Consider the following 17,402-nt stretch of genomic DNA (forward strand, 5'->3'; position numbering starts at 1 on the left):
CATAAAATAATTACCTTTGCAAAAAATAAAATGGAATGAGGGTACTTATCATCAATACATCGGAAAGAACCGGAGGAGCAGCTATTGCCGCCAACCGTTTGATGACAGCGTTAAAAAACAGTGGAATCAAGGCTAAAATGCTGGTACGGGACAAGCAAACTGACCAAGTTACCGTTGTTGCACTGAAAAAATCATGGCGTAAGGTAGCACAGTTTGTGTGGGAACGTATTGTCATTTGGAAAGCCAACCATTTTCACAAGCACAACCTCTTTGCCGTTGATATAGCCAATACAGGTACTGATATTACTTCTTTACCCGAATTCCAGCAAGCAGATGTTATCCATTTACATTGGATTAATCAAGGAATGCTTTCACTGAAAAGTATCCGCAAAATTTTAGAATCCGGCAAGCCTGTCGTATGGACATTACACGACATGTGGCCTGTCACCGGAATCTGTCACCATGCCCGCACATGCGAGAAATATACCAAGCAATGCCATAGTTGCCCACTACTGTACAAAGGCCATAAGCACGACCTTTCTTATCGGATATTCCGCCAGAAGCAAAAACTATACAGCAACGGAAACATTACTTTTGTAACATGTAGCCAATGGTTGGAAGGACTGGCTAAGAAAAGTGTCCTGACACAAGGACACACTGTAACCAACATCCCCAATCCAATTAATACGAATTTGTTCCGTCCGCTGGACAAAAAAGCGATTCGGGAAAAACTTCACCTGCCTGCAGACAAAAAGCTACTACTCTTCAGTTCCATGAAGATTACCGATAAAAACAAAGGTATTGATTTCTTGGTTGACGCATGTAAGCTGATAACTACACAGTATCCGGAGTTTTCACGTTCGTTAGGAGTGGTGGTGGTTGGAAAAGAATCACAGCAATATGCAGAGCTTTTCCCTTTCCCAATCTATTGTCTTGATTTCGTTCAGGACGAAAAAGAAATTGCCCACATCTACAATGCGGCCGATTTATTTGTCAATCCTTCTCTGCATGAAAATCTTCCCAATACAATCATGGAAGCTATGGCTTGTGGAATACCTTGTGTAGGTTTTAATACCGGAGGAATTCCCCAAATGATTGACCATCTGCACAACGGCTATATCGCACAATATAAATCGGCAGAAGATTTAGCCAATGGCATTCATTGGTCACTCACAGAAGGAGATTATGAAAGCCTAAGTGAAGAAGCACGCCGTAAAGTAATGAATTCGTATTCCGAACATACTGTGGCAATGAAATATATTCAAATCTATAACCAGATTACAGGAAACAATGCATAATACCCACTTACATCCCAAGTTCTCCATCATCACTGTGACCTATAATGCAGCCCAAGTTCTGGAGGATACGATTCAAAGTGTCATCACCCAGACCTATAAGGGAGTGGAATATATCATTATAGACGGAGGGTCAAAGGATGGGACACTGGATATCATCAACCGCTACAAAACGCATATACACACAGTGATAAGTGAACCAGACAAAGGGTTATACGATGCCATGAATAAAGGTATACGTGTGGCTACGGGCGATTACATCTGTTTTCTTAATGCCGGCGATGCCTTACACGAAGACGATACACTGTTACTAATGGTACATTCCATTACCGGAGAGGTATTACCGGATGTCTTGTATGGAGAGACCCAGCTTGTAGATGAAGAAGGACATTTTGTACGTATGCGACGCCTTTCTGCCCCTGAACAGCTGACATGGAAAAGTTTCCGAAAGGGAATGCTGGTATGCCATCAGGCATTTTTTGCACGACGCGAACTGGTCGAACCGTATGACTTACATTACCGTTTCTCTGCCGATTTCGACTGGTGTATCCGTATCATGAAGAAAAGCCACAATCTTCATAATACCCACCTTACTTTGATTGACTACCTCAACGAAGGAATGACAACCCGCAATCATAAAGCCTCGCTCAAAGAACGTTTCCACATCATGTGCAAGCACTACGGATATGTATCTACCGTACTCCACCACATTGGCTTTGTGTTCCGTCTGCTTTACCGGAAATAAGAAAGACAACAGAAGATGACACGGTTTGCTTTGTCACTCACTCAATAAAAAATTCCTCATTATACATTGAAAAGACAATGTATAATGAGGAATTCTTATTTTATCGTTCTACACGATATATTATGCCTGTGTCTGCTTTTGTCTGCGTATAGACAACAACAATATCACCAAGGCCCCGGCAATTAACAGCCCCATTGCTATAAATGCAATTGTTTCTGTAATATGCAGCGATTTCGGGTCGAAAGTAAAGGTAATAGTGTGTGTTCCTGCCGGTACATCCATTGCACGCAGAATATAATTAGCTCTGCCGTGTGCCACTTCCTCTCCATCGATGAACGACTGCCATCCCGGATAATAGATTTCGGAGAATACTACCGTTCCACCTTTAGACGATTTCACTTCGTAAGTCAGTGCATTAGGCTGATATTCTTTCAGCACAATGCTTCTTGTACTGTCTGATACCGACTCTTTTACCGCCTTCACTTCTTCTGCAAACTTCTTATCTACCACAGCAGTAGTAGCCGGATTCAGATGATGGATTGCTTCTATCTCTTCATTCGCATTATTAGCATACTGAACTTCATCCACAAACCACGCATTACCCAATGCATACGGATTATAAATTGGCAATGTCTTTCCTCCTTGTAGCGGGAAAATGAAATAGCGCGTATTCAACATATTCAGCACAGGGAAATGAGAACCGTCCACTTTCTCCATATCTGCCTGAACTTCCGGTATCTGTTTAAATAAGTCGGTCATCTCACCCTGTATATGCTCCTCTATCATCTCCTGATAGCGACGCAATTTGGCAGCATGATAACCACCGATGCTCTTATGCCAGTACGAAGTATTGTTTTCATTAAACGTATTGGAAGACAGATTCAACACGCGATAATCCAAAGATTTATCCTTCAGTATCTCAGCGTCAGTCTCAGTCGGTTTTAGGAAAGGCTGCATTTCTGTTCCTTTGGCCACAAACTGCTCATCGTACAGATAGCGTTTGTTTACGTTCCACATATCTGCCAGACATAATACCGTCAGAGCCGCTATCAGCCACGAGGCCTTCATCTTTCCGGCAGCATATGCCCATAGCAAAGCCACTCCAATTACTACAATAAAGAAACTGCGCCATGCATCGGCAGTGAAGATAGCGACACGCATTTCTTCCAGATTCATCAGAATAGGAGCCAATTGGTCCGCCGGAATAGCATTCTGCAAAGCAGCCATTTCCATAGTCGACACATAAGACGGGAAAAAGAATCGTGGAGCAATTGCAAACAGCAAGGCAAGTCCTCCGGTAAGTCCCAAACTGATATAAAAGGCTTTTGCTTTCTCCTTAATCAGGGAAGGACGTTCGATCACTTCTTTCAATGCCATAATAGCCAGCAGGGGAATCGTAAACTCGGCTATGACAAGAATAGACGATACGGCACGGAATTTATTATACATAGGTATATAATCGATGAAGAAATCGGTCAGCCCCATGAAATTCTTTCCCCATGACAGCAAAATGGAGAAAAGTGTACCGGCAACCAAAGCCCACTTCATCGGTCCTTGCACTACAAAACATCCTAAAATAAACAGAAAGACAATGAAAGCACCCACATACACCGGACCTGATGTTCCCGGCTGCTCACCCCAGTATTGTCCAATCTGACTATACAGCCCCATATACATAGGATCTGCTTTCTTCATTGCAGTCTTATTCTCTGCCAAAGGCACCGAAGCCCCACCTTTTACATTGGGAACAAGCAGAGAGAAGGTTTCCCCTATACCATAACTCCATTGAGTAATATAGTCACGTTCCAAACCACTACCCGTCTGATTAGCCGAATTTTCTTTTACCAGTTCACTCTTTCCGCGCATACTCTCTTTACTGTACTGGTAAGTATGATACAAATTGGAAAGATTGATACACACACCCACCAGTCCGGCCACAACCAATACCCCCGATGCTTTAAGGAAACGAGGTAATTGTTTTTCCTTCCAGGCAATCACTCCATATGCCACAGCCATAAACAGCATGACAAACAAGAAGTAGTAACTCATCTGAGCATGATTGGACGCAATCTGCAAGGCTACAAATAATGCCGTAAGCAAACTGCCCGACAAATATTTCCCTCTATACACCAACACCATTCCGGCAATTGTAGGCGGAATATAGGCCAATGTCACAAACTTCCAGATGTGTCCGGCAGCTATAATGATAAAGAAATAAGAAGAGAATGCCCATACAATAGCTCCCAAAGCCGACATCCATACCTTGAAATTAAATGCACGCAACAGGATATAAAATCCCAACAGCATGACAAATACATACCACACATAAGTAGGAAGAAAAAGGCTGTACACATTTTGTACATAGTTCAGCATACGGCTCGATTCATAACTGGGAGCAAGCTGGTAAGTAGGCATTCCTCCAAACAAAGAATTGGTCCAGCGAGTCGATTCTCCGGTACGACCATAATATTCCTTCGCTTCCTGACCGGCTCCAATACCGGCTACTGCATCGTGTTGCGCCAAAATACGTCCCTCGGTAACTGCCGGATAAAAATAGGCAAACGAAAGAACTGCAAACAATACAACTGCCACGATATCAGGTAGTAGTTTCTTCAGTAAATTCATAGCAAAATAGTCTATTAATAAATGTTTTCGGAGAGCAAAGATAACATAATACTCCTTGAAAAGTAGTAACTTTACCACCGAAAATAGAATTTTAATATGAAAATAGGAATCATTACTGCCATGTCTTCGGAACAGAAGCAACTGGCCAACCAACTGGAAAACAAAACCGAACGTACAGAAGGTCCTTTTACCTATACGGAAGGAACCATTAAAAACAATACTATTATCCTGATGCAATGTGGTATCGGGAAAGTAAACGCAGCAGCCGGCTCGGTTGAGCTGATCCGCAACTTTCACCCCGACTGTATCATCAGTACCGGTGTAGCCGGAGGTATTGATACTTGCCTGAAAGTGATGGATGTAGTAGCCAGCCGCCAGATTGTATACCACGATGTATGGTGCGGAGAAGGCAATGCATACGGACAGATTCAAGGCTTGCCTACTTTCTTCGAGGGTAATGAAACATTGTACAATTGTGCATTGTCGCTCGATACAGAAACTGCGATTCACGGAGGTCTGATTTGCAGTGGCGATAAATTCATCACCGACCAGAGTGAACTGGAAGCCATTAAGGGAAATTTCCCGGAAGGGCTGGCAGTTGACATGGAGTCGGCAGCCATCGCACAGGTTTGCTATTTATATAAGGTACCATTCATCAGCTTCCGTATCATCAGCGATACACCGGGAGCCGACAAGCATTTCGAGCAGTACCAGAATTTCTGGGGAGAAATGGCAGACCGCTCTTTCCATGTCACAGAGACTTTCTTGAGAGCATTACCTAATAAGATTTAGATTTTAAGTTTGTAAGTTTTTATATCTGAGCGGGCAGATTTTGTATGGGTTGAACTGGCAAGCCTATAGATTGTGAGCAGACAAGCTCAATAATCAGCAAGCCAAAATATTTTACAAGTAAAAATGAAACCCAAGAATTCAAAAGCTCAAACAAACTCAAAAACGAAAGAACTCAAAAACTCAAAAAAACATATGAAGAAGATTCCAAGCTTTACCATCGACCATATCCACCTGTTGCGTGGTATTTATGTGTCTCGTCGGGATGAGGTAGGCAATGAAATTGTAACTACTTTCGATATCCGTATGAAAGAGCCCAACCGTGAACCGGCTCTGAGTCCTTCTGCCATCCACACGATGGAGCACCTGGCAGCTACGTTCCTGCGCAACCATCCGGTATGGGCAGACAAGATTATCTACTGGGGACCTATGGGATGTCTTACCGGCAATTATCTGGTGATGAAAGGCGAACTCGAATCGAAAGATATTCTTCCACTGATGCAGGAAACCTTCCGCTTTATCGCTGAATTTGAAGGAGATGTACCCGGAGCAACAGCCAGAGATTGCGGAAATTATCTCATGATGAATCTGCCGATGGCCAAGTGGGAAGCAGCCAAATACCTGCACGAAGTACTGGAGCAGGCTACAGAGGCCAATCTGCAATACCCACAGTAAACCGTAAGTTATACACATATTGTTGAAAAATCCTTGTCCGTCATTTTTACACTATGACAGGCAAGGATTTTCAATTATATATCCGCTACTCGGGGTTATAGCAATTAAAACCATAAAGCAACTGTTATGTTCTTTATCCGACGACGTCGGCTGCACAAACAACGTCGTTGGCCGTACAACCGGCAACGTCGTTTATACAGCCGACGACGGCAATGCAACAACATATCCCGACACTTAAAACCACATGACTAATCATAAAAGATATTACTCCCCTTGGGGGATAAACAAAAAGTCCTGCCTTCCTTGTCTGGAAAGTAGGACTTTTGTGTTTGTTTGCAGCAAGTAACGGATTACTTACGCAGACCGAGTTCTTTTACAATAGCACGGTATCTTTCGATATCACGGCTTTTCAGGTAGTTCAGCAAAGAACGACGCTTACCTACCAAAGTTGTCAGAGCTCTTTCAGTGCTATAATCTTTTCTGTTGAGCTTCATGTGCTCAGTCAGGTGAGAAATACGGTATGAAAACAATGCTATCTGCGCTTCAGGTGAGCCAGTATCAGTGTTAGACTTTCCGTACTTTCCAAAGATTTCTTGTTTTTTAGCTGCGTCTAAATACATAATTTTGACTTTTTAAAATGTATAAATTTGATTTGCGGTGCAAAGGTAAAGATAATCTTCCAAATAACAATGAGTTAAGCAAAAAAATATTGAAAAGAAAGAAGGGTATCGCACAAACAATGCAAAATAATGGTTACAAAGGAAAAACATCGGCCAACTTTATTCAGCCAAAATCAAGATTTTCACTATAATTATTGAAGAAAAAATCGTAAATTTGCGACCAAATATATAGGTATAGTATGCAAGACATTAGAAACATTGCCATTATTGCCCACGTAGACCATGGAAAGACTACACTGGTGGACAAAATGATGCTGGCGGGACACTTGTTCCGCAATGACCAAACCAATGGTGAATTGGTGCTGGATAACAACGATCTGGAACGTGAAAGAGGAATTACAATCCTTTCTAAAAACGTATCCATCAATTACAAGGGTACAAAAATTAATATCATCGATACTCCGGGACACGCCGACTTCGGAGGTGAAGTAGAACGTGTATTGAATATGGCAGACGGATGTATTCTGTTGGTAGATGCATTCGAAGGTCCTATGCCACAGACCCGTTTTGTGCTGCAAAAAGCATTACAAATTGGCTTGAAACCAATTGTGGTTGTAAACAAGGTAGATAAACCGAACTGCCGTCCGGAAGAAGTATACGAAATGGTATTCGACCTGATGTTCAGTTTGAACGCCACAGAAGACCAGCTCGATTTCCCGGTAGTATACGGTTCTGCAAAGAATAACTGGATGGGCGAAGACTGGAAGACTCCAACCGGTACCATTACCCCTCTGCTGGATGCTATCATCAAATATATTCCGGCTCCGAAACAGCTGGAAGGTACTCCACAAATGTTGATTACATCATTGGATTATTCTTCGTATACCGGACGTATTGCCGTAGGACGTGTGCATAGAGGTACTTTGAAAGAAGGTATGAACATCACACTGGTAAAACGTGACGGTTCGATGACAAAATCGAAAATCAAGGAAGTACATACTTTCGAAGGATTGGGACGCAAAAAAGTGGAATCGGTTTCTTCGGGCGACATCTGCGCTATCGTAGGTGTAGAAGGATTTGAAATTGGCGATACTATTTGCGATTTCGAAAACCCGGAAGCATTGCCACCTATTGCCATCGACGAGCCGACCATGAGCATGCTCTTTACAATCAACGACTCTCCGTTCTTTGGTAAAGAAGGTAAGTTTGTAACTTCACGCCATATTCATGACCGTCTGACGAAAGAATTGGACAAAAACCTGGCTTTGCGTGTACGCAAAACAGAAAACGAAGACGGAAAATGGATTGTATCGGGACGCGGTGTGCTTCACCTGTCTGTATTGATTGAAACCATGCGCCGTGAAGGATACGAACTTCAGGTAGGTCAGCCACAGGTTATCTTCAAGGAAATAGACGGTGTAAAATGCGAACCGATTGAAGAGCTGACTATCAGCGTACCCGAAGAGTTCGCCAGCAAGATGATTGATATGGTAACTCGCCGTAAAGGTGAAATGGTATCAATGGAAACTCAGGGCGACCGTGTAAACATTGAATTCGACATGCCTTCACGTGGTATCATTGGTCTGCGTACTAACGTCCTGACTGCTTCACAAGGAGAAGCTATCATGGCACACCGCTTTAAAGAATATCAGCCGTTCAAGGGAGATATCCCTCGCCGTACAAACGGTTCTATGATTGCCATGGAAGCAGGAACTGCCTTTGCATATGCAATTGACAAACTGCAAGACCGCGGTAAGTTCTTCATCTATCCGCAGGATGAAGTATATGCCGGTCAGGTAGTAGGTGAACACGTTCACGAAAACGACTTGGTAATCAACGTAACCAAATCGAAGAAACTTACCAACATGCGTGCTTCCGGTTCGGACGACAAGGCTCGTATCATTCCGCCGATTGTATTCTCTTTGGAAGAAGCATTGGAATATATCAAGGAAGACGAATATGTAGAAGTAACTCCGAAAAGCATGCGTATGCGTAAAGTAATCTTGGATGAAACAGAACGTAAACGTGCCAACAAAAACAACTAATTCATCAAAACATATTTGAGAAATATAAAAAAGCAGAAAGCCAACTAATCAAAAGATTAGTTGGCTTTCTGCTTTTTAAAACTATATTTATTCTTTGTATACCAAACCATTCGTATTCATCCGTTGCATATATTGCTGAATAATGGATTTTAACTGCTTTTCCATAGACTGGAGTATTTCTTGTGGCATACTATTTTTTACATCTTCTTTCAGCAGAGAGTCTGTACGGTACAGATAGGCTTTTGTAACCTGTTCACCATCGAACTGAATCAGATAGTCTCCCTTTACAAACTGATAGATATTGGTTCCCAGCAGATTGTTGACTGCAAACTTATCTTTAGCAGGGGTACGGATTGCATCCTGGCCAAAGCATATATACGGCCTGTCGTAACCCAGTATCCCCAGTACAGTAGGCATAATGTCTATCTGCTCCACAATCTTATCTTCCATACCACAAAGTTCGGGCATTCCGGGTGCATAAAATAAGATTGGTACACTATACATTCCCAAATCGGTCAGGTACTCGGGATAGGTTCCCAGACTGGTATGGTCTGCCGTAATCACAAACAACGTATTTTTAAACCAAGGCTGACGGGATGCCTTTTCAAAGAAAAGCCGTAAAGCATTGTCTGTATAACCTATACAACGCTGAAGCGGAGTTGGTCCTTCCGGAAACTTGCCTTCATAGCGCGCCGGTACGGCAAACGGATGGTGCGAACTTGCTGTAAAAACAGAGGTTACAAAAGGCTCTTTAAATTCGGTCATTTTATCACAATAATATTGCAAAAACTCTTCATCCCAAATAGCCCATGTTCCATCAAAATCCTTATCACCATGATAACGTGGGTCTTCATTATATTCTGTACGGCCGAAATAATCCTGAAAACCGGTAGAACGTGCAAATGCCTGGAATCCCATCGAACCATTCATGGCTCCATGAAAGAACGCAGAATAATATCCTTTATGTTTGGTCAGTTCACCTGCAACTCCCGACACATCATTCAATGAGGCAGGAGTAAGGAAAAACGGTTCTACAAAACTGGGAATAGACGACAGAACCGAAGGCATGCCTTCAATGCTCTTACGACCATTGGCGTATGTACAGGTAAAAGTCAGACTTTTGGTCAGCAGAGAATCAATAAAAGGTGTATATCCTCTATACTTTCCGCCTTCAAGTCCGGGATTCAAGCTGCCGACAAATTCTTTGGTAAAGCTTTCCCAAATAATTACCACGACATTCATCGGTTTGAACTGTACCGAATCTCCTGGTACATGCACAGGCGAATACAGAGCTGTTGCTTCTTGCTCGGAAAGATAATCGGGGACTACAAATGCTCTCTTTCCCAATGTACGGAACACAGAGAACGGCGTATTCAGTACGATACCGGCATCCAACGGACGGTTTACATACTGATTGGCATTACTGATGGTTATCGGACGAGTAGCAGTAGTCATTCCACCTCTCATACCAAATACAGTAAAAGGTATAGCTACCAACAATGCAGCTAATTGTACTACATAATATTGCCATTTACTATATACAGGAATATTCTGAGGAGCACGATACAGTTTATACAGGCTGTAAAAAAGAAGAACAGCTAACAAAACCAGATACCAGTGTGAAAGAAACTCAGTGGCAAATATAGAGGTCAGATTGCCTCCTCCCTCATTGCCGAATTCCTGAAATACACTCATTGTGGTACGCCGGCCGGCGAAACGGAAGTATACGCAGTCGATGAGATTTATGGCTAAAAAAAGACCGTTGACTGTTACATATATTCCACGTACGATACGATAAAATGATTTTGTTTCTTTCCAGTGTAAAGGCAGCAGAAAAAGAAGAATGAACAAGGCATTGGTATATAAAATAGCCGAAGTATCGAATATCAAACCGGCTCCAAACAAACTCAAGGCATAGCCCCAGTCTAAATGATCGGCGAACAGACGAAAATTCTCAAGCAAAAAAGCAAGACGGCACAGAGAATAACATATATACACCAGAAGCAGGTTCCAGACTAAAGAAAAAACATTGGAAAACAGAATCTTTTTCATGATTGACATTTTGTTGTGAGAAGACAAAGTTAGCTATAATTTTCCAAAAGAAGCTAAGCTCTTATTTTAAATTAGCTATCTTTGTATCATACTCCCAAATCAATTATAAGATGAAAAAGAAAACGCTCATTAAACTAAGCATTACATTTATTATTTTATTAGGACTTGGATTTTGGATAAATTCGCGCTGGAGTGCTTGGTTTCATAATGAAGAAGAGGCACCTTATTCTCCCCTTAGTCAACCGGGAAGAGTATTACTCACATTCGGTGATAATAACGAACTTTCACGCAACATCAGTTGGCAATACGACTCAATCGTTGTTCCTTCACACGTTGATTTGGTTGATACACTCAGCAAAGATACCATTCGTATTCCAGCACAAGGAGAAATATTCCGTTCTCGAAGTGGACAAGCTGCTTATTATGTGGCAAGACTTCGCTCTTTACAGCCAGGTCACTATTATACTTATCGGGTTTGTAATGAAGATAATGTATCTCCGTGGTATCATTTCCGTACATACAATTCTTCTACCCGTAACGACTATTCTTTCCTTTACGTAGGGGACGTACAGGATAGTATTAACGGAAAAGCTAATACTTTTTTCAAAGAAGCTTTCGAACAGCATCCGGAAACTGAATTTCTTGTTTTTGGAGGTGACCTTACGGAGCGCCCTACCGAACAGCGCTGGGAAGAAACGTATCGCGGACTGGAGGCTATCGGCCAATACTACCCTGTCCTTACTGTTACAGGAAATCACGACTATCTGAAATACGTCATTCGTAAACTGGAACGCCGTTTTTCACTGATATTTTCTTATTTCCTCGACTCTATGGTAGGAGAAAATCAGGTATATACATTAAAATATAATGACATGCAACTGTTCTGCCTGGATAGTAACCGTGAGTTTTTCTATTTGTGGACACAGAAACGATGGTTGGAAGAAGAGTTGAAAAAGAGTACGGCACGTTGGAAAATCGTTGTTTTGCATCATCCGCTATACTCTATCAAAGGAGAGATGAATAATCTCTCTCAACGACTAATGTTTAACTCTTTAATAGAACAATATGGAGTAGATCTGGTTCTGCAAGGTCATGAGCATGCTTACGCCCGCATGACGAATCATACAGAAAATGGAAATGCAGTTCCTCCTGTTTATACTGTAAGCCACTGTTCGCCGAAGAATTATCTTATCCAGTTTGACGAACGATTCGATAAATTTGGTACTGGTAGCCGCTACTATCAGCAAATACATATACATGGAGATACTTTGACTATGAACGCATACGATGCAACTGATAATAGTTTATATGACTCTATGGATATTATAAAATCGGATAAAGGAAATATTAAACTCAACGATAGAGGACAAAACATTCCGGAAAAACTGATATTCCAATCCAATGGAAGCAAAAAAGAGGAAGCTTTCCGTATGCGTATTGAAGAATATAAGCATAGAAAAGGTATTGAATAAAGGTTATGCAGCTCTTTGGAAACTGCATACTGCTGACTCAAAAGCCATAAGAATAGTTTTTCTTATGGCTTTTGAGTATTCCACGACATTTTCAACCAAGCTTCTTTTGTCCGTTTCCAACGGTTATGACTCCATAACCAGTAGGCAGGATTTTCTTTTATTTGTTGTTCAAGATGTTCGGAATACATATCAGTCAAACGGTACTGAGGTAACTCTTCAGGATGTAATGTCAACAATTCAAAAGTGGCATGATAATATCCTCTCTTTACCGGTACCACTTTCAAATAATAAACCGCTGCATCCAATTTGCGTCCGATACGTTCCGTACCCTGAAAAAAAGCAGTATCACGATGCAAGAAGGTAGTCCAATGATCCATTCCCTCCCATCCTGGAGCCTGATCGGAGATAAAACCAATCATAATCTTCTTTTCTCCTTTACTAAGTGTAATTAACCGGCGTAAAGTCTCTTTCATTGGAATTGACTCTCCTCCAAATTTTCCTCTTAAACGAAGAAATAATTTATCGAACGCCTTATTATACAAAGGATGATAAATCTGTCCACAATGTATTTCCGGTAACCAATATTGTAAAGAGGCCACATACTCCCAATTACAATAATGCCCTAAATAAAGAAAACAACACTTTTTGTTTTCTTTATCCAAAGTTTGTTTTACTTCATCTAATCCACTAAACGTCATTCGCTTCATCATTTGCTTTTTCGACATAGAGAACAGTTTAATGGTTTCTAATATGTAATCGCAGAAAAAATGATAAAATCGTTTTTCGATTTGTAAAATTTCTTTTTCACTTTTTTCTGGAAAAGAATCCGCTATATTCCGATGTACAATATCCCGTCGATATTTTACCCCATAATAAAGAGGAAAAAACAATAGATCTGAAAAGACATATAAGACTTTTAATGGCAATAAAGACAACAAATACCAAAAAGTAAAAATTATATAGTATACTATTTTCATTAGGGGAATTTTTATTGATATGCAAAAATAAAAAATATTATGTAAATACTATACTAATCAAGGGGACTATAGCGAAAAAACAGCCACTCTTTCCTTCTTTCAATATTCATTTTTTATCTCCGAATAATTTAAACGATAAGAGTAAAAGAAATCTGTAAAGATATTTAATGCTATTAAAGCATAAGATTAAGAAATCTGATTCACTCTAACAAAAAACAAACTACAATAATTAAAGCCGTATAAAAACGAAAAGTGATTCATTTGCATGAATATATTCAAAATCATATCTTTGTAGAATAGAAATAATATTATCCTTATCAAATATGAAAATACTATATATTTTAAAGGGATCATTTGAATCTTTTCTTTCTTATCCTAATATATTATGAAAGGTATCGTTTTAGCCGGCGGTAGCGGTACACGTTTATACCCTATCACCAAGGGAGTGAGCAAACAGATGCTCCCTATTTTCGACAAACCGATGATTTACTATCCAATCTCTGTATTGATGCTGGCCGGCATCCGCGAGATTCTGATTATCTCTACACCACAAGATCTTCCGGGATTCCAGCGTCTGCTGGGTGACGGCAGCAACTTCGGTGTACGCTTTGAGTATGCAGAGCAGCCTTCTCCCGATGGTCTGGCACAGGCTTTCATTATCGGGGAGAAATTCATTGGAAACGACTCGGCCTGTCTGGTGCTGGGTGACAATATCTTCCACGGAAACGGATTCGGTGCCATGCTGCACGAAGCGGTACGCACTGCAGAAGAGGAACAGAAGGCTACCGTATTCGGCTACTGGGTAAGCGATCCGGAACGATACGGGGTGGCTGACTTCGACAAGGACGGAAACTGTCTGTCGATAGAGGAAAAACCGCTGCACCCGAAATCGAACTATGCGGTAGTGGGGCTGTATTTCTATCCGAACAAGGTGGTGGAAGTGGCGAAAGGTATCAAACCGTCGGCTCGCGGAGAACTGGAGATTACGACTGTGAACCAGCGGTTTCTGGAAGACGGGGAATTGAAGGTACAGACGCTGGGACGTGGTTTTGCATGGCTGGATACGGGAACACACGACTCGCTGGCGGAGGCTTCTACTTACATTGAAGTGATAGAGAAGCGTCAGGGACTGAAAGTGGCGTGTCTGGAAGGTATTGCTTTCCGTAAGGGATGGATTACTGCAGACAAACTGCGTGAGGAAGCCCAGCCGATGCTGAAGAATCAGTACGGACAGTATCTGCTGAAAGTGATTGAAGAAGTGGAACGCACTGGTAAAGAAAACTTGGATTGATATGAATGTAATTAAAACAGATATAGAAGGTGTGGTGATTATCGAACCGCGCCTGTTTAAAGACGACAGAGGGTATTTCTTCGAATCGTTCTCGGAACGGAACTTCAACGAACAGGTACGTACCGTGAAGTTTGTACAGGACAACGAAAGCAAATCGGGTTACGGTGTGCTGCGCGGACTGCACTTTCAGAAACCGCCTTACGCACAGAGTAAGCTGGTGCGTGTCATCAAAGGGGCTGTGCTGGACGTGGCTGTGGACATCCGCAAGGGTTCGCCGACTTTCGGAAAGCATGTGGCTGTGGAACTGACTGAGGAGAATCACCGCCAGTTCTTCATCCCGCGCGGATTTGCACACGGTTTCAGTGTGCTGACTCCGGAGGTTATCTTCCAGTATAAGTGCGATAACTTCTATGCGCCGCAGAGCGAAGGGGCACTGGCTTGGGATGATCCGGACCTGGGTATCGACTGGGGTGTACCGGCGGATAAGGTGATTCTGTCTGAAAAGGACAAGCATCATCCCCGACTGAAGGATGCCGACTGGCTGTTTGATTACAATGAAGATTTATATAAATAATAAGGGGAAGGAAACAAACCATGAATATTTTAGTGACAGGCGCAAACGGTCAGCTGGGCCACGAAATGCGTATCATAAGCAAGAATACAGGATATCGCTTTCTGTTTACCGATGTGGTGGAAGCGGAAGGTGTGGAAACAACTTTGCTGGACATGACAGATGCCGATGCGGTATACGGGATGGTGAAGAAGGAAAAGATTGACTGTATTGTGAACTGTGCGGCTTATACCAATGTAGATAAGGCAGAGAGTGATGTAGAGCTGTGCCGGAAACTGAATGCTACGGCTCCCAGGATTCTGGCGGAAGCCATGAAGGAGGCAGGCGGACTGCTGGTACAGGTATCTACCGACTATGTATTCGGAGGGGATCCGTACAATACGCCTTGCCGCGAAGAACAGAAGGGTACGCCGACCGGTGTATACGGACAGACCAAGCTGGAAGGAGAACAGTTTATCGAAGCGACCGGATGCGACCATGTGATTCTGCGTACGGCATGGCTGTACTCGGAATTCGGAAGAAACTTCGTGAAGACCATGCTGAACCTGACTGCTACCAAGCCGACGCTGAATGTGGTGTTCGACCAGGCGGGTACTCCGACCTATGCACTGGATCTGGCTGTAGCCATCAAGGCGGTACTGGATGATTATGCTGCCGAACAGCCGAAGCAGGGATACAGCAAAACGGGAATTTACCACTTCAGCAACGAAGGGGTATGTTCGTGGTACGACTTTACCAAACGGATTGCAGAACTGGCAGGAAATACGGAATGTGATATCCAGCCGTGTCACAGCAATGAATTCCCAAGCCCGGTGACAAGACCGGCATATTCGGTGCTCGACAAGGCAAAAATCAAACAGACTTTCGGTCTGAAGATTCCATACTGGACAGACTCGCTGAAAGTGTGTATGGCCAATATGGATGCACTGAAAAAAATAACGACTCAACAAACAACAAGTAATTATGGAACAATTTAAACGCAATATTATCGTAACCGGCGGTGCCGGATTTATCGGAAGTCATGTGGTACGCCTGTTTGTAAACAAGTATCCGGAGTATCGCATCATCAATCTGGACAAGCTGACTTATGCAGGTAATCTGGCTAACTTGAAGGATATCGAGAACCGGCCGAACTATGTGTTCGTAAAGGCAGATATCTGTGATTTCGACAAGATGATGGAACTGATGCAGCAGTATCATGTGGACGGTATCATCCATCTGGCTGCAGAAAGTCATGTAGACCGCAGCATCAAGGATCCGTTTACCTTTGCACGTACCAATGTAATGGGTACACTGGCTCTGCTGCAGGCTGCCAAACTGTACTGGGAAGGATTGCCTGAAAAATATGAGGGAAAACGTTTCTATCACATCTCTACCGACGAGGTGTACGGTGCACTGGAGATGACACATCCGGAAGGTATCGAGCCTCCGTTCACTACCACGGCTTCTTCTTCGGAGCATCACCTGGCATACGGTAAGGATTTCTTCTACGAAGATACCAAGTATAATCCGCACAGCCCCTACTCGGCTTCGAAAGCAAGTTCGGACCATTTTGTCCGTGCATTCCACGATACATACGGTATGCCGACTATCGTAACCAACTGCTCGAACAACTACGGACCGTATCAGTTCCCGGAAAAGCTAATTCCGCTGTTCATCAACAACATCCGTCACCGCAAGCCGTTGCCGGTATACGGTAAGGGAGAAAACGTGCGCGACTGGCTGTTTGTAGAAGATCATGCACGTGCGATTGATGTGATTTTCCACAACGGAAAGATTGCGGAAACATACAACATCGGCGGTTTTAATGAATGGAAAAACATCGACATCATCAAGGTGGTAATCAATACAGTAGACCGTCTGCTGGGCAGAAAAGAGGGTGAGGATATGGACCTGATTACCTACGTGACCGACCGTCTGGGACACGACATGCGTTATGCCATCGACTCCACCAAGCTTCAGAAAGAACTGGGATGGGAACCGAGCCTGCAGTTTGAAGAGGGTATCGAAAAGACTGTCCGCTGGTATCTGGATAACCAGGAATGGATGGATAACGTGACTTCGGGTGACTATCAGAAGTATTATGAGGATATGTATAAAGGAAAATAAACTATATACACATCACAAACAAAAAGAAGCCAGTACAAGAAAAAAACTAAAATACTGGCTTCTTTAACTAATCCAAGCACTAGAAAATAGTGTTTTAAGAAGTGAATGATTCTTATACAATGCCCTACAAAACCAT

Annotated in this window: 14 protein-coding genes; 10 read left to right on the plus strand and 4 right to left on the minus strand. The window is 42.5% G+C overall.

The annotated features are described in order from the left end of the window. Positions 1-35 precede the first annotated feature (35 nt). On the plus strand, positions 36-1,298 hold the full coding sequence (locus WKU26_RS04160) for a glycosyltransferase family 4 protein (RefSeq protein WP_178266978.1): 1,263 nt from the start codon (positions 36-38) through the stop codon (positions 1,296-1,298). Next, positions 1,291-2,040: a glycosyltransferase family 2 protein gene (locus WKU26_RS04165; protein WP_269878662.1), complete on the plus strand. Its 750-nt coding sequence runs from the start codon at positions 1,291-1,293 to the stop codon at positions 2,038-2,040. Before WKU26_RS04160 ends, WKU26_RS04165 begins: the two co-directional genes overlap by 8 nt. Positions 2,041-2,160: 120 nt before the next feature. Here the strand turns inward: WKU26_RS04165 and WKU26_RS04170 are convergent, their stop codons facing one another. Then, positions 2,161-4,665, minus strand: coding sequence for a YfhO family protein (locus WKU26_RS04170; RefSeq protein ID WP_340320999.1), 2,505 nt, complete (start codon positions 4,663-4,665; stop codon positions 2,161-2,163). 96 nt (positions 4,666-4,761) lie between these two features. Here WKU26_RS04170 and WKU26_RS04175 point away from each other — a divergent pair, with 96 nt between their 5' ends. Together WKU26_RS04175 and WKU26_RS04180 are read left to right on the plus strand one after the other, a co-directional pair. After that, positions 4,762-5,457, plus strand: a complete 696-nt coding sequence (locus tag WKU26_RS04175) for a 5'-methylthioadenosine/adenosylhomocysteine nucleosidase (protein ID WP_340321000.1) — start codon at positions 4,762-4,764, stop codon at positions 5,455-5,457. A gap of 192 nt (positions 5,458-5,649) precedes the next feature. Further along, positions 5,650-6,129 carry an S-ribosylhomocysteine lyase gene (locus WKU26_RS04180; RefSeq protein WP_178267092.1) on the plus strand — a complete coding sequence of 160 codons (480 nt, stop codon included), beginning with the start codon at positions 5,650-5,652 and terminating at the stop codon, positions 6,127-6,129. A 350-nt stretch (positions 6,130-6,479) separates the two neighbouring features. Here WKU26_RS04180 and rpsO read toward each other — a convergent pair whose 3' ends face one another. After that, complete coding sequence (gene rpsO, locus WKU26_RS04185) at positions 6,480-6,749, minus strand: 30S ribosomal protein S15 (RefSeq protein ID WP_007560687.1); 270 nt, start codon at positions 6,747-6,749, stop codon at positions 6,480-6,482. Positions 6,750-6,988: 239 nt separating this feature from the next. Here rpsO and typA point away from each other — a divergent pair, with 239 nt between their 5' ends. Then, a complete protein-coding gene (typA, locus tag WKU26_RS04190; protein WP_340321001.1) occupies positions 6,989-8,794 on the plus strand; it encodes a translational GTPase TypA in 1,806 nt (601 codons plus the stop codon). Between the two features lie 87 nt (positions 8,795-8,881). Here the strand turns inward: typA and WKU26_RS04195 are convergent, their stop codons facing one another. Next, positions 8,882-10,846 carry an LTA synthase family protein gene (locus WKU26_RS04195; RefSeq protein WP_340321002.1) on the minus strand — a complete coding sequence of 655 codons (1,965 nt, stop codon included), beginning with the start codon at positions 10,844-10,846 and terminating at the stop codon, positions 8,882-8,884. Positions 10,847-10,956: 110 nt separating this feature from the next. On the opposite strand from WKU26_RS04195, the gene WKU26_RS04200 reads away from it, so the two are divergent. Then, positions 10,957-12,318 (plus strand): metallophosphoesterase family protein, encoded by a 1,362-nt coding sequence (locus WKU26_RS04200; RefSeq protein WP_340321003.1) that lies wholly within the window; start codon positions 10,957-10,959, stop codon positions 12,316-12,318. Positions 12,319-12,380: 62 nt separating this feature from the next. Here WKU26_RS04200 and WKU26_RS04205 read toward each other — a convergent pair whose 3' ends face one another. Then, positions 12,381-13,295 carry a lysophospholipid acyltransferase family protein gene (locus WKU26_RS04205; RefSeq protein ID WP_340321004.1) on the minus strand — a complete coding sequence of 305 codons (915 nt, stop codon included), beginning with the start codon at positions 13,293-13,295 and terminating at the stop codon, positions 12,381-12,383. Between the two features lie 385 nt (positions 13,296-13,680). Between WKU26_RS04205 and rfbA the strand changes: the two genes are divergently transcribed. The 4 genes from rfbA to WKU26_RS04225 are packed head-to-tail and all read left to right on the plus strand — an operon-like array spanning position 13,681 to position 17,266. Next, positions 13,681-14,586 carry a glucose-1-phosphate thymidylyltransferase RfbA gene (gene rfbA, locus WKU26_RS04210; protein WP_340321005.1) on the plus strand — a complete coding sequence of 302 codons (906 nt, stop codon included), beginning with the start codon at positions 13,681-13,683 and terminating at the stop codon, positions 14,584-14,586. A gap of 1 nt (position 14,587) precedes the next feature. Further along, entirely contained in the window at positions 14,588-15,160 is a 573-nt protein-coding gene (rfbC, locus tag WKU26_RS04215) for a dTDP-4-dehydrorhamnose 3,5-epimerase (protein ID WP_269876500.1), read from the plus strand. Between the two features lie 20 nt (positions 15,161-15,180). Next, on the plus strand, positions 15,181-16,134 hold the full coding sequence (rfbD, locus tag WKU26_RS04220) for a dTDP-4-dehydrorhamnose reductase (RefSeq protein WP_340321006.1): 954 nt from the start codon (positions 15,181-15,183) through the stop codon (positions 16,132-16,134). Continuing rightward, positions 16,121-17,266: a dTDP-glucose 4,6-dehydratase gene (locus WKU26_RS04225; protein WP_340321007.1), complete on the plus strand. Its 1,146-nt coding sequence runs from the start codon at positions 16,121-16,123 to the stop codon at positions 17,264-17,266. Before rfbD ends, WKU26_RS04225 begins: the two co-directional genes overlap by 14 nt. Positions 17,267-17,402: the final 136 nt, after the last annotated feature.

Origin of the sequence: Phocaeicola sp. HCN-40430 (genome assembly GCF_037890285.1) — a bacterium.
GTDB lineage: Bacteria > Bacteroidota > Bacteroidia > Bacteroidales > Bacteroidaceae > Phocaeicola > Phocaeicola acetigenes.

Bases quoted from the DNA above. Each gene is read 5' to 3' on its own strand.
- WKU26_RS04160 (WP_178266978.1), top strand. From the start codon at position 36: ATGAGGGTACTTATCATCAATACATCGGAAAGAACCGGAGGAGCAGCT.
- WKU26_RS04165 (WP_269878662.1), top strand. From the start codon at position 1,291: ATGCATAATACCCACTTACATCCCAAGTTCTCCATCATCACTGTGACC.
- WKU26_RS04170 (WP_340320999.1), bottom strand. From the start codon at position 4,665: ATGAATTTACTGAAGAAACTACTACCTGATATCGTGGCAGTTGTATTG.
- WKU26_RS04175 (WP_340321000.1), top strand. From the start codon at position 4,762: ATGAAAATAGGAATCATTACTGCCATGTCTTCGGAACAGAAGCAACTG.
- WKU26_RS04180 (WP_178267092.1), top strand. From the start codon at position 5,650: ATGAAGAAGATTCCAAGCTTTACCATCGACCATATCCACCTGTTGCGT.
- rpsO (WP_007560687.1), bottom strand. From the start codon at position 6,749: ATGTATTTAGACGCAGCTAAAAAACAAGAAATCTTTGGAAAGTACGGA.
- typA (WP_340321001.1), top strand. From the start codon at position 6,989: ATGCAAGACATTAGAAACATTGCCATTATTGCCCACGTAGACCATGGA.
- WKU26_RS04195 (WP_340321002.1), bottom strand. From the start codon at position 10,846: ATGAAAAAGATTCTGTTTTCCAATGTTTTTTCTTTAGTCTGGAACCTG.
- WKU26_RS04200 (WP_340321003.1), top strand. From the start codon at position 10,957: ATGAAAAAGAAAACGCTCATTAAACTAAGCATTACATTTATTATTTTA.
- WKU26_RS04205 (WP_340321004.1), bottom strand. From the start codon at position 13,295: ATGAAAATAGTATACTATATAATTTTTACTTTTTGGTATTTGTTGTCT.
- rfbA (WP_340321005.1), top strand. From the start codon at position 13,681: ATGAAAGGTATCGTTTTAGCCGGCGGTAGCGGTACACGTTTATACCCT.
- rfbC (WP_269876500.1), top strand. From the start codon at position 14,588: ATGAATGTAATTAAAACAGATATAGAAGGTGTGGTGATTATCGAACCG.
- rfbD (WP_340321006.1), top strand. From the start codon at position 15,181: ATGAATATTTTAGTGACAGGCGCAAACGGTCAGCTGGGCCACGAAATG.
- WKU26_RS04225 (WP_340321007.1), top strand. From the start codon at position 16,121: ATGGAACAATTTAAACGCAATATTATCGTAACCGGCGGTGCCGGATTT.